This window comes from Capnocytophaga gingivalis (assembly GCF_002302415.1).
Classification (GTDB): domain Bacteria; phylum Bacteroidota; class Bacteroidia; order Flavobacteriales; family Flavobacteriaceae; genus Capnocytophaga; species Capnocytophaga gingivalis.
Genome location: NZ_CP022386.1, coordinates 2,728,465 through 2,742,415, shown reverse-complemented (window position 1 = coordinate 2,742,415; position 13,951 = coordinate 2,728,465). Strand labels below are relative to the sequence as shown.

Annotated in this window: 7 protein-coding genes; 3 read left to right on the top strand and 4 right to left on the bottom strand. The window is 39.1% G+C overall.

Translation table 11 applies throughout. The annotated features are described in order from the left end of the window. Positions 1 to 5: 5 nt before the first annotated feature. Positions 6 to 2,519 carry a type IX secretion system periplasmic lipoprotein PorW/SprE gene (gene porW / locus CGC50_RS13165; protein ID WP_232781146.1) on the bottom strand — a complete coding sequence of 838 codons (2,514 nt, stop codon included), beginning with the start codon at positions 2,517 to 2,519 and terminating at the stop codon, positions 6 to 8. A 175-nt stretch (positions 2,520 to 2,694) separates the two neighbouring features. Then, positions 2,695 to 3,558 carry a sigma-70 family RNA polymerase sigma factor gene (locus tag CGC50_RS13160; protein ID WP_002667816.1) on the bottom strand — a complete coding sequence of 288 codons (864 nt, stop codon included), beginning with the start codon at positions 3,556 to 3,558 and terminating at the stop codon, positions 2,695 to 2,697. A 328-nt stretch (positions 3,559 to 3,886) separates the two neighbouring features. Here CGC50_RS13160 and rpe point away from each other — a divergent pair, with 328 nt between their 5' ends. Both rpe and CGC50_RS13150 read left to right on the top strand, forming a co-directional pair. Then, a complete protein-coding gene (gene rpe / locus CGC50_RS13155) occupies positions 3,887 to 4,534 on the top strand; it encodes a ribulose-phosphate 3-epimerase (RefSeq protein WP_095911170.1) in 648 nt (215 codons plus the stop codon). 178 nt (positions 4,535 to 4,712) lie between these two features. Further along, positions 4,713 to 6,713 (top strand): DUF3857 domain-containing protein, encoded by a 2,001-nt coding sequence (locus CGC50_RS13150; protein ID WP_095911169.1) that lies wholly within the window; start codon positions 4,713 to 4,715, stop codon positions 6,711 to 6,713. 72 nt (positions 6,714 to 6,785) lie between these two features. Here CGC50_RS13150 and CGC50_RS13145 read toward each other — a convergent pair whose 3' ends face one another. Further along, on the bottom strand, positions 6,786 to 9,608 hold the full coding sequence (locus CGC50_RS13145; protein ID WP_095911168.1) for a TonB-dependent receptor: 2,823 nt from the start codon (positions 9,606 to 9,608) through the stop codon (positions 6,786 to 6,788). 412 nt (positions 9,609 to 10,020) lie between these two features. On the opposite strand from CGC50_RS13145, the gene metE reads away from it, so the two are divergent. Further along, positions 10,021 to 12,327, top strand: coding sequence for a 5-methyltetrahydropteroyltriglutamate--homocysteine S-methyltransferase (gene metE / locus CGC50_RS13140; protein ID WP_095911167.1), 2,307 nt, complete (start codon positions 10,021 to 10,023; stop codon positions 12,325 to 12,327). 66 nt (positions 12,328 to 12,393) lie between these two features. Here the strand turns inward: metE and CGC50_RS13135 are convergent, their stop codons facing one another. After that, positions 12,394 to 13,830, bottom strand: coding sequence for a nicotinate-nucleotide adenylyltransferase (locus CGC50_RS13135; protein WP_095911166.1), 1,437 nt, complete (start codon positions 13,828 to 13,830; stop codon positions 12,394 to 12,396). Positions 13,831 to 13,951 lie beyond the last annotated feature (121 nt).

Here is a 13,951-nt window from a genome sequence, read left to right as displayed (position 1 = left end):
GTAAGTTATTTTTTTAAATATTCTTCTTTATTTTTGTACATCTGAAGTATCGCATAATTTTCTGACGAAATTACGAAAAATTCTTTGAAAAACCTATCTTTTTCTTCATTTTTTTCTTCCTGTTTGTTCTTTTTCCCCTTCGGCAGTTTTTCTTGTTGCTTTTCTTGGAAGAAAGCGTTGATCTTTTCGACAAATCTCTCGGCCATCTCTCGTGACATAAAGCCGTGAAGGACAGTCCATTGCTCATTAGCATCGTAGACATCGTTACTCATAGAGATATAAGCAAAGCCATTTTCTTCTAAATAATTCTTAAGTTGCTCTTTCTGAGCCTCATTATCAAAATGCTCTAAGACAATCTTCCAAGAAGAAGCCTTCTGATCTGTATCGAAATCAGGCTTATTTTCTTCTTTTTTAAGTACCTCAAGAGATTCATTCACATAATCAGCCTGTTTGGTATTAGGGTATTCCTTGGCTATAGCCTCTAACTCTCTTACATAAGTTTCTTTCCCCTCCAACCTACCTAAGGCCTTGGCTCGAAGGAGTTCCCAGTCAGGGGCTTGAGGAGAAGTCTTGAAAGCTGCTTTTTGAGCATCAATAGCTGCGATCACCTCTTGATATTGCTGATTATCAAACTGTTGTTGCAACTGAGATAATTGTTCTTGCAATTGTTTTTCATTGGTACTCACCTGACCTGTAACCACCTTAGTATATTCAGAAGTAGGATAAGCAGCCAGTAGCTGGTTTTTGTAAGCTTCTGCTTGAGCGGGGTGGTTTTGTTGGTGTATTTTATATAATTGGTAAAGAGCCTTTTCCCTTAGCTTATCATCGTGTGTTATTGCAAGAAGTTGGGTAAGCCTATCCTTGGCGAGCTTCTCATCCTTAAACTTTTCCCAGTAGAGTTCCCCTACCCCATAGAGAGCCATTTCCTTATCCCTTTCCAATTGCTTCATTTGCTCCTCGGAAGGAAGCTTGCTAAGGTATTCTTCAGGAGTAATTGTTTTGGAAGAAAGACTATCTTTTTGATTTTCAGCTATATTTTCTACAACTAACTGATGAGACCAACGCCAATTATCCACAAGAGGGCGATCCCCAAACTGCTCTTTGAACCCTTGTTTTCCATAAGCAACTGTCTGAGGTGAGTAGAAGTAAAAACCATCCTGAGAAGGCTGTGCCTGATGACGCACTACCTTTCCAAAGTCTGTGATTGCTACAGTATGTTTGCTTTCAGGTTGTTGTAAAGAATCTATATGTTTTTGGAAATAAGCTATTCTCTCCTGTTGAGGCATTTTCATGATATGGGAGAGACTATCGGCCTTAGCGATTGTATTTTCGAAAACAGTTATCTGAGAGAGGTTATCCCTTTTCCTACGCATATAGAGGTATTCAAGTGTATTCTTAGGGATATAGACCAAAGTACTATCATAATGATTGTAAGCCAAAGGATATTTTTTAGACTTGAAGTAGAGTTCGCCCAAATGCTCGTGAGTACGCTTCTTTAGACCTTCATTTTCTTTGTTTTTAGCCAAAGATCGCAAAAAGTAATCAATGGCTTCCTTATCTTTGTTTTCCCCCTCGGCATAGAGAGCATGTTGGAAATATACCAAATCCAGCAAGTTCTTATGCTCATAGAGTTTTTCCATTTTGCCCAACTTCTCTACATAAGCGATCTTTTCTTCAGGAGAGAGTCTCTGAGTACGTGCCTTACCTATCTGAGCCTCCACCCATAGTCGGCGAGGGATATTCCAATTAAGATCGATTGTTTTTTGATAATATACCTGGGCGGAATCCCGCTGAGCAGTGGCCTCGAAGAGCTGTCCTGTGATGAAGAGATAGCGTCCTCTTTGTGCTTTGTTACGAGTCTCCACACTGGCAAGTTTCAGTGCCTGAATGGCTTGAGGATATTGTTTGAGATTGATATATGCCTGAGCGAGAATGGCATGTAGGTTAGCCCGTTCCTTACGCTTAGGTTTTTCTTCTTCAAGGAGTTTTTCAATAGAAGAAATTGCCAACTGTTCCCTTCCCAATTGTATATGTGTTTTCTCCCTCCACACAGCGGCATTGTACCGTTGGTTAGTTTCCCCATAGTTGGTAAGCAAATGATTAAAAGCCTCTAAGGCAGGCAAGTAGCGGCCATTGTAATAACGAGCTTTTCCCAAGAGCATATAGGCATCGTCAATCTTTCTGTTTTTTTGTTTGCCATCGAAAACCATAGAGTGGCGCTGAATAGCCTTGATAGCCTTTTCCTCAGCCCTATCAAAATGAGCATTGCCTTCCCCTTTGAGCTGATAGCCTTCTGAAAGCGCTTCGAGTTCTACAGGGAGAATTTCAAAATAATTTTCAACAAGCTTTTCAGAAAGTTCTTTTTTTCCTTCCTCAAGAGCTAAATTACCATTGTACAAGACATTATACATCGTCGGAATCATACGAAACTGACGATTATAATAGGTATCCGATTTAGTGGTACAGCCTATAAAGAGAGCTGTCAATAGAATACAAGTAAAGAATTTGTGCAACTTCATCTAATGAAATAATAACAAGGCGCAAGTTAGTCATTTTTTTTCAAATAACAAGCAAAATTAAATATTTTATAAGATATGAAACAAAATAAGGTGTTGGAGTAAGAATTCTCCAACACCTTAATCAAATTAAATTAATTAACATGAAAAAACACAAAAACAGTTTTTCAAAACAGTTCTATCCTAAGTACGTCTTTAGGATTTTACTTCTAGAAGTATGCTTGAGCCTACGGATCGCTTTTTCCTTGATTTGGCGTACACGTTCGCGAGTAAGTTCGAAGGTTTCACCTATTTCCTCCAAGGTCATAGGATAGTTTTCCCCTAAGCCAAAGTATAAGCGAATCACGTCCGCTTCGCGAGGTGTAAGGGTTTCCAAGGCACGTTCTATCTCAGTCTTGAGCGACTCATGCATCAGTTCCTTATCGGGATTGGGAGATTCCCCACTGCGCAAGACATCATATAGGTTGGAATCCTCCCCTTCTACCAAAGGCGCATCCATGGAGATGTGTCGTCCGGAATTTTTCATAGACTCCTTTACATCATTCACGGACATATCCAATTCTTTAGCAATTTCCTCAGCAGAAGGGACACGCTCGTGAGTCTGTTCTAAGTAGGCATACATCTTATTGATTTTGTTGATAGAGCCTATCTTATTCAGCGGCAAGCGAACGATACGAGATTGCTCGGCCAGCGCCTGTAGAATGGACTGACGAATCCACCAAACAGCGTAGGAAATAAACTTAAATCCGCGAGTTTCATCAAAACGTTGGGCAGCCTTGATCAGTCCCATATTCCCTTCGTTGATAAGGTCAGGGAGCGTAAGCCCTTGATTTTGATACTGTTTAGCTACCGAAACCACAAAGCGAAGATTCGCCTTAGTGAGTCGTTCTAAGGCTATTTTGTCACCTGCTTTGATACGTTGGGCAAGCTCCACTTCCTCATCAGCGGAGATCAGATCCACCTTTCCTATCTCTTGGAGATACTTATCCAAAGAAGCTGTTTCCCTATTGGTAACCTGTTTGGTAATTTTAAGTTGTCTCATCTATAAATTAATAATTAATTGTCTATTGTTATGAATGAAGATGAATTGTCATTCACCTCTACAGGAAAAAATGTATTAACAAAAATCATTCCAAATTATATTTAATTAATTTTTTTTAACATATAAAACAGATAATATAACTATATTTAGCTACAATGCATTTTTAATAACATATTTTATATTTTTACAAAGCCTATTTGTCAGGTTCTCTGACAAGTAGCTAAAGAAGAGTGACAAAGATAAATATGACATTTTTTCTTATTTTATTTTGAAAGCTTAAAAAAAAACGTATCTTTGTATCCTAATTGAAATTTATAAATTCCACCTCATGTTGATAGCTCCTTCACTTTTAGCGGCTGACTTTGCCAACCTACAAAGAGATATAGAAATGGTCAATGAAAGTCAGGCAGACTGGTTTCATCTTGATATTATGGATGGGCTCTTTGTCCCGAATATCTCTTATGGGATGCCTGTGGTAAAAGCCATCAAAGAACATGCCAAAAAACCATTGGATGTGCACCTTATGATTGTAGACCCTGATCGTTATATTCATACTTTTGCCCAGCTGGGAAGCAACTTTCTTTCGGTACATTATGAAGCTTGTACTCACCTACACCGTACGGTACAAGCTATCCGACAGGAAGGAATGAAAGCAGGAGTTGCTCTAAACCCTCATACTCCTATAGCAGTCTTGGAAGATATCATTACTGATGTAGATTTGCTCCTTATCATGAGTGTAAACCCAGGCTTCGGAGGACAATCCTTTATAGAAAACACCTATAAAAAGGTAAATCAAGCCAAAGAACTCATTACTAAGACAGACTCTAAAGCCTTGATAGAGGTAGATGGTGGTGTCAATGCAACCAATACACCTAAGCTTGTGGCAGCTGGAGCAGATGTATTAGTGGCAGGAAGTTTTGTATTCAATGCTCCTGACCCTAAAAAGACAATAGAAGCACTCAAAAGATCTGTATAAAAACTATTTGGTTGAAGCCTACCCAATTACTAATAAAAGTAAAATAAGTATTGAAAAGAGAGGTTTATATGTTAATTATCTCAACATTCTGAAACTTTTTATGGGTATATAATGATTTTTTACGTATCTTTGCTTTTGATTAATCATTAATTTTTTAAAAAACGAAAAAAAAATAAATATGGAAGTAGAACAAGGGTATAAGATAACATCTGCTCCAGAGTGGGCAAATACCTTAACCGATGCGCAAATCATAGAAATCTGCAAAGATTCTGATTTTGCTACAGAGCAAATAGAAGAAGGGAGAGACTTCTGCTATCTACTTAATAAATACTATTATGTAGATGACCAGAAGAATACCGATTATGCCCTAATGGCTTACACCCTTACCCAACCGGAGAACTTAGAACGTGCTTCGGTGAACGATATGATTTTGGAAGAGAATGAGTACTACGAAATCAATCGTATAGCGGTTATTCGTGAAGGAGAATATATAGATAAGCTCCCTGATACCAATATAAAAGTACTTGACAATGAGAATAATAGCAATGGAGGTGTCATCAGTAAATCCAAGAAAATAAATGTCTCCATCCGTGACCTTAGGCTCTATGATATTCTTATTTTAGAGGATTCACGTACTAAAGTATTTTCAGAAAAGGAGTTTGTCCGTCGTGATTTTGTCAAACATATATTTGTCACTCCTGATACGTATTGGGCTTATGGGCACTACCATTACAAATTCATCAACAATCGTGAGAAAAAAGTAGCCTACAAGGAATTTTTCTTTCGTGATGCTGAGGGCAATGCCTTAGACCAACCTATTAAGTACTTAGAAAAAGGAGAAGTATTGGAGATCAAACACACCAACTATATCAATCCTGTAGATCCCAATAGAGAGATCTTCCCCTTCATCGACTTTGCTACTGAGAGCACTTGGAAAGATCTCTCGAACTATATCTACCCCTTGTATAAGGATGTATTAGAACAATCGGATCTGAAAAGCTTTGCTCCTGACTTGATAGAAAAATTAGACAAACTTGCTACCTTGGATGAGAAGATCCAATTTGCTATTGAGTATGTACAGAATAACATCTACTATACCTACAATGCAGATGAGATGAATGGGCACAAGCCTCAAGAGCCTGCTATTACTTATCACAATAAGCAAGGAGATTGTAAAGCTAAATGTGTATTGCTAAAAACCATTCTTGATTACTTAGGTGTAGAAGCGAGTGTGGTACTGGTAAATTATAACGCAGATTTTTACCTAAAATACTACCTTCCTTCCCTACTCTCCTTCAATCATGTAATTGTCAAGATACACTACAAGGGAGAAGATTATTTTGTAGATGCTACCTCTCGCAATGAGTTTGGTCGATTGGAAAAAAGGACAGTGCTTAGCTTCTGCCACTATATGGAAATCAAGGAAAATGCTACCCTAAGTATCCGAAAACCTACCTATTTTGCACTGCCTTGTATAGATGAGCATGTCAAAGTAGTCGTTCAGGAAGGAAAAGGAAAAATAACCCTTAGAACTACCTATCGCTACAACCGTGCCAACAATATGAGAGGCTACTTCAAACAGACCAATAAGAAGGAACTTATAGATGGTTGGAATCGATTCCTTTTCTATAATCTCAATTACGTAAACGATCGTAGTGAACAGGATATCAGGGAGATATTCAAGGATGTAAGTATCAAGATAGAAAAGGATGACAAGGAGGAAAACGAATTGGTTATCGCTTATGAGGCTACCATCCTAAAGCCTTACTTTACGAACAAAGAAGGCGAAGAGTTCCTTATGTATTTTGACCATAGTGTACTAAAGAAAGATCTTATAGACTTCCGCCACAAGGACAGCAGCTATTGGCACAACTATGACAGTGAGCATTATCTGATAGAGCTCTATGCTGATAAGCCTATCAATACCAAGGAGAAATACACCATCCAAGAGTTGGAGCTCTCCAATGAATTTTTCTCTTATTCGAGCAAAAAGACAATTGATAAGACTTCAGGAAAGGTGGAAATACTCTATAATCCTCTAACAAATATAGAGATTACTTTGGATAAAATCCAAAGTATCCAAGAAGCTTATCACAGTATAGGAGATAGTAACTTTGGTTTAGGCATCGATATCCTTCCAAAGGGATTCTTTGGCAAGATAAAATCTTGGTTCGGATAAATCAGACAGAAATTAAGGTAAAAAAGAGGGGCGCCGCAAGCGGCGCCCCTCTCTATTTATAGTTATGACAGACTAAAACTGATATTTCAATCCTACATTCCATGTACGACCGAAACCAAAGAATACTCTGTTTCTTACATCAATACCTTTGTAAGTATCTCTTGTGTTATTATCTACTACTTGGTTGGTATCCGATTCAGAAATATAAGTAGTATCAAGGATGTTATTTACATTGGCCAATACTGTTACAGCTTGTTTTTGTTTTTTACCAAAGACAAACTTATAAGAAGCTCCTCCTTCGAAAAGGTTGTACTGAGGCAACTTCAAGCTAGATATTTGAGAGCTTCTTACTAAAGAAGTAATATCCAAGCGTGCATATAAGTTATTGACATAGTGCCAACTTAGGTCAATATTAAAGTTTTCGTAAGGAGTTACCACCACTCCAAGGTTGGCTGTCATCTGAGCAGATTCGCCCACTTTGAGCTTATCCAAATCAACATCGAACTGAGAAGAAGACTTCCCTGAAAGTATATATTCTGAATTATCCTCTGTAAGGAAAGTATTCACTCTTGCCCCCCCTTGGTAGAACCAATCTCCTAAGGAGAACATACCATTTACCTTTACATAATCATTGATACGGTAAGCTGCATCAAGCTCTACCCCTTGGTGAATTTCAGTCACCCCAAGCATCTCGGCAAAGTATCGAGTATTACCATCCCAGTTGTCACGACGTACATAACGATCTTTCCAAGAAGTGCGATATACGTTGAGGTTAGCAGAGATACTCTGCCATCTGAATCCATATCCAAGTTCCAAACCTAATATTTTTTCATTGGTAAGATTAGGATTGACAAAGTTCTTATAATTTGGATATACAGAGTTAAAGAAAGGCTGACGAGAGTAGTATCCTACATTGACAAACACATTGTGGTGCTCATCTATATTATAGTTAGCTCCTGCTTTCATATTATAGCCAGGGATACTTTTGTAAGTAGTTGTTTCAGGCTGAGCTGTTTCAGGTCTGTTTTTTAGAGCTAAAGTACCTGGCTTAAGGAAGTGATCAATTCTCTGGAAAGCCTGTATAGAGCTAGACCATTGTGCAAAAGCAGAGAGTTTCTGGGTGGTATACTCCACCTGACCAAAGGCACCTAACCAACGTACATTACCATCGTTACTAAAAGTAATCTGATTGTCTAAACTCTCTATATTACCTCCGAAAGGATTGAAAGAAGGTTTGTCAGAAAGTGTATAACTAATATTACGAGGGGAGGTTAGGTTCTTATTAGAATTGTCCTGGAAATACTCAGCACCTAAGAGATTGCTAGGTACTTCATAGTGATATCCCTTGTAGTAACGCCCATCGAGACCTACACTGAAAGAGAATTTTTCAGAGAGTTTGTGATTGAAGCTGGTTAAGAAACCAAACCAGTTGTGAGAGTTCACCGCTGCTTTTCTTGCAAAACCTTCTGTTACTCCAGTAGTTCTACCATTTGGCATAGTTACTCTTCTATAAGCATTAGCCACATAAGGAGTTCCATGTACTGCTACTGTTTGGTTAGGAGCAGATACATCCTCTCCACGATTGTAGTTAATAATTCTTTCCATATCAATTTGGCCATCTTCTGTTCTAAAGTTTGAAGCGGTCAAAGTTGTAGGTCGCCCATCCTGTTGGAAAGAGCCTGTCCAAGCAGATCCAGCATCGCGTGTACCAGCACCGCGACCAAAAGAAGCATAAGCTACTGTACTGATGGAAGATTGGTCATCGATATTCCAATCCCAGTTGAGCATCATAACCGGCTTGTGATATACATTCCTACGGAAGTTAAATTCGCTTCCTTTGTAGTTACCCCAATCTGAATTGTAGCGAAGATTAGGCTTACCATCTTCTCCATACTTTAGGTAATCTGCAATAGTAATATGAGTACTTCTCTGGTGGTGCCACTGAGGAGCTCCAGTGAACATGAATTGGAAAGAGTGTTTTTCATTGGGAGTATAGCCCAAAGCAAAGAAATAGTTATAGCTTTCGAAATCGGTACTATTGACATAGGTAGCTCCCGCAGTACGGCTGAGCAATACTGAAGAAGACCATCCTTTCTTGCTTTTTCCTGTATTATAAGCTCCCATTACTTTGTAGAAACCATTATTTCCTAAAGAAGCTGATACAGTTCCGCCTTCTTGCATATCAGAAGCACGGGTTACAATATTAATGGTTCCTCCTACCGAAGCTATGGCAATCTTAGAAGCCCCTAAGCCTCTCTGTACTTGCATAGAGGAAGTCACATCGGAAATACCCGCCCAGTTACTCCAGTACACCTTACCATTTTCCATGTCATTGATAGGCATTCCGTTGATCATTACAGCAATATTTTCGTTACCAAAGCCGCGGATATTAATTTTAGAATCGCCATATCCCCCTCCAGACTTAGTAGCATGCACCGAAGGAGTTTTGTTCAGTAGCTCTGGAAATTCTTGGTTTCCTATTTTGTTCACTATATCAGCTGCACGTATGGTAGAGACAGCCACTGGAGTTTTGCGTTCCTTAGCAATATCCATAAGTGTATTGCCTATCACTGTAGTTCCTGTGAGTTCTTGAGCATCAGGAAGAAGTGTAATCTGAATAGAAGCCTTTCCTTTGACAATGGTGAAAGGGACATCTTGAGTTTTGAACCCAATAAAAGAGACCTCCAATATCCCTTTTTTTTGTGTAGTCTTTAGGGTGAACTTACCATTTTCGTCCGTAGAAGCTCCATGGGAAGTCCCTTTGATGAGGACATTAGCCCCTAAGAGTGGCTCCTTTAGTTCCCCATCAATTACAGTTCCTGTAATAGTTTGCGCTGAGAGTGTTGCTACCATCAAAAAAGCAAACAAACACAGCCAATGCTTACATGTGTTCATCTTTTTAAATAAATTAGTATCTATTGTTATTTGTGTGCAAATATCGCAATTTCCCTCTTAATCCATCTATAACAATATGTTAATGTTCGAACTAACTTACTAACATATAGTGTTGAAAACTTTCAGACATTGTTTACAACTTCCCTTTTAGCCCACAATGCTGCAAACTTTTTATTTATACTGATAAAACAATAAATACTATATATTTTTTTGCTTTTGTTGTAGATAAATAGAAAAAGTTAATCATATTACTCTCACTTATCATGTAAGTATTTTTATTTTTAGAATTTTTTTTTGAAAAAAATTTTGTTATTAGAATATTATATTATATCTTTGCACCCTGAAAGTAAAAATAGATTGTTTTTACTATGAATAATAAATTAATAAGTAAGTAAATAAATTAAAGCGAAATATGAAAACTAATGTGTTAGGCTATCCACGTATTGGAGAAAAACGTGAATTAAAAAAGGCCAATGAAGCATTCTGGGAAGGGAATCTTACAGAGGAAGAGCTCCTTGCCGTAGCGGAAAATATCCGAGTACACAACTGGACTTTGCAAAAAGAAGCTGGTATAGATCTGATTCCATCCAATGATTTTTCTTTATATGATCAGGTTTTGGATTTGTCTTTTACTCTCAATGCTATCCCAGAGCGTTTTGCCCCTACCAAGAGTCTTTCGGAACTCAAACAATACTTTGCCATAGCGCGTGGCTATCAGAAAGACGGTATTGATGTTACTGCCTCTGAAATGACCAAATGGTTTGATACCAACTACCACTATATCGTTCCTGAATTCACCAAAGACCAAAGTTTCTCTATAAAGGTAAACAAACCCTTGAACGAGTATAACTTAGCTAAAAAGCATGGCTTTGAGACCAAACCTGTACTTTTAGGCTTGGTTACTTACCTCTTGGTAGGGAAGGAAAAAGAAGCCGGATTCCACCGCTTGGACTTAGCCGATCGCCTACTCCCTGTATATATCCAAATTATTCAAAGCTTGGTAGATGCAGGAGCCAAAACTATCCAGATAGATGAGCCTTACCTTGTGCTTGACCTTCCTAAAGGCGCTGAAGAGACTTACCGAAAAGTATATACCGAAATCAAACAAAAATTCGCCAATACAGAGTTCATCCTTACTACCTATTTTGGAGCATTAGAGAATAATACTGAACTGGCAGTATCCTTGCCTTTGGATGTACTTCATATCGATTTGGTAAGAGCTACTGCACAGCTTGATAGTGTCCTAAAAGCTCTTCCTCAGAGCAAAAAACTCTCTATTGGTATAGTAGACGGACGTAATATTTGGAAGAACAACTTCGAACATTCATTAGCTCTTATAGAAAAGGTAAGAGAAGTGATCAGTGATGATCGTATCTATATAGGTACTTCTTGCTCCTTGTTGCACTCTCCTTGTAACTTAGAGCTTGAGAACAATGAAAAGGTACTTACTCCAGAGATCAAACAATGGTTGGCTTTTGCCAAACAAAAAGTAAAAGAACTTGCTACTCTTAAAGCTATTGCCATAGGTCATGACCTTAGCCCAGAGGTAAAAGCTATTTTCGAGGAAAACAAAAAAGCAGCAGAAAACCGCAGAACCTCTGCTCTTATCCACAACCCAGCTGTAAAAGCACGTGTAAAAGCAATTACCGATGCTGACAGCAAGCGTAAGAGTGCTTTTGGTACTCGCCAAAAGGTACAAGAAGAAGCCCTACACTTGCCTCTATTCCCTACCACTACTATTGGTTCTTTCCCACAGACCCCAGAGGTACGCTCTTGGAGAGCTTCCTTCAACAAAGGGACTCTTTCTAAAGCTGACTATGACAAGAAGTTAGAGAAAGAAATTGAAGAATCTATCCGTTGGCAAGAGCAAACCGGTATTGATGTATTGGTACATGGAGAATTTGAGCGCAATGACATGGTGGAATACTTCGGAGAGCTTCTCAGTGGGTACACCTTCTCCAAATTTGGCTGGGTACAGAGCTATGGATCACGCTGTGTGAAACCTCCAATCATCTACGGAGATGTATCCCGTCCTGAGCCTATGACTGTACGCTGGAGTCGATATGCTCAGTCTCTTACGAAGCTCCCTGTAAAAGGAATGCTCACAGGTCCTGTAACTATCCTACAATGGTCTTTCGTACGTGATGACCAACCTCGTTCAGAGACTGCCACTCAGATAGCCCTTGCTATTCGTGATGAGGTAGTTGACTTGGAAAAAGCTGGTATCAAAGTTATCCAGATAGATGAACCTGCTATTCGTGAGGGATTGCCCCTACGCAAGGCTGATTGGCAAACTTACTTTGACTGGGCTATCAAGGCCTTCCGTATCTCTGCTTCAGGAGTAGAAGACCAGACACAGATACACACGCACATGTGCTATTCCGAGTTCAACGATATGATAGAAGCCATTGCTGATATGGATGCCGATGTTATCACCATCGAATGTTCTCGTTCACAAATGGAACTCTTAGATGTATTTGCCGACTTCAAGTATCCTAATGAGATAGGTCCTGGAGTATATGATATTCACTCCCCACGTGTGCCTTCTGAAGAAGAAATGTATCACCTGATGAAAAAAGCCATTGCCGTGGTACCTTTCCGCAACCTATGGGTAAACCCAGACTGTGGACTTAAGACACGCCATTGGGAAGAAACTAAGTTGGCCTTGGAAGCTATGGTAGCTACCGCTAAGAAACTTAGAGAGGAATACAAAAAATAATTCAATTCTTTTATTTTCCAGAAATGAAAATAGGCTGAGATTCGCAAGAATTTCAGCCTATTTCTTTTATTTTTTCTTCCAGCCAAAGTAGCCATATGTCTCAATCATCTCGGCGACTCCCTGTGGTAAAGAAGATTGCCAACCATCCTCTCCATTCTTTATCTTCTGAACAATATCACGCGAACGAATCTCCAAGTTCTTAGCATCATAGTTATGTATATCCACCACTTTTTCATTGAACTTGAAGAATTTATACAACTCCTTCATACGAGGAGGTACCTGAATATTATTGCTGGTAATAATCTGTCCTGTATCCTTATCCCGCATCGGATAGAGATAGATTTTGATATCCCTATAGAAGAGCTTACCGAAGGCTTCCAAAATTCCGCCACTCAGATGAGTATAATACTCCTCCTTGAAAATTGCAATAAGATTGTCCGCCCCCATGACCATTCCCATCTGTGCTTTGGTATAATTGGAGAAATACTCAGCTAAGCGATAATATTCCTTGAAGTTGGAGATAAGTACCTTGTAGCCCAAAGAGGAAAGAATACGCGCCCTGTCCATGAAATCTTGTTCGTCCAGCTCCCCTGAAGCTAAGAGATTGGAGAGAGTAATCTCAAAAATCACTTCTGTATTGTCCTTTTCTACTCCTTTTTCCTTGAGGAATAGCTCCAAGGAACGTTCCAACATATCGATATTCACATTGGCTACAGGGCGAAAACTACCCCTAATGGTCAGTATATTTTTCTTGTACAACTCTTCGGCGGGAAGTAGGTTGTTCCCCTGAGCATCGAACATTACAGCTTCGGTCATTCCATTTTTGATAAGCTGTAGACTCATCAAGCGATTGTCTACATTGGCGAACTTAGGACCTGAGAAGTTAATCATATCAATCTCGATAAGATCCTTATCAATATGGTCATACAGATACCTGATGATACTATGAGGCTTATCAGCCTTATAAAAAGCACTATGAATAAGATTGACACCCAACTTTCCAAGTGTTTCTTGCTGAGCACGAGTTTCTATCTGGTGGAAGCGAATATGCAGAATAATATCATTGTACCCCCCTTCTGGTTCTGTTTGGAAGCGTATTCCTACCCAGCCATGACCTTTGTAACGCTTAGCAAAATCAATCGTAGTAACCGTATTGGCATAGGTAAAGAAGAGCTTATCTGGATATTTTTCTCTTGGCAAACGTTCTTCCAAGAGCTTGATCTCATGGGTGAGCATTTTCTTTAGGCGGCCTTCGGTCACATAGCGTCCGTCCTTCTCAGCACCATAGAGAGCATCACTAAAATTCTTGTCATAGGCACTCACCGCCTTGGCTATAGTGCCTGATGCTCCTCCTGCACGGAAGAAATAACGCACTGTTTCCTGTCCAGCACCTATCTCCGAGAAGGTGCCATAGATACGTTTGTTCAAATTGATACGCAATGCCTTAGCACTGAGTGAGGGAATTTCTTCGAAATCGCGATCCCCTTCTATATAAGTTCCCATATACGACTCTTTTTGAGTATTAAAATAAAAGCCAAAGATACGAATATTTCCAGAAAAAGAAAAAATATTTTTTTTGGTTTTTAAGACGCTAATTCAAAAGAAAATAGTACCTTTGTAAAAA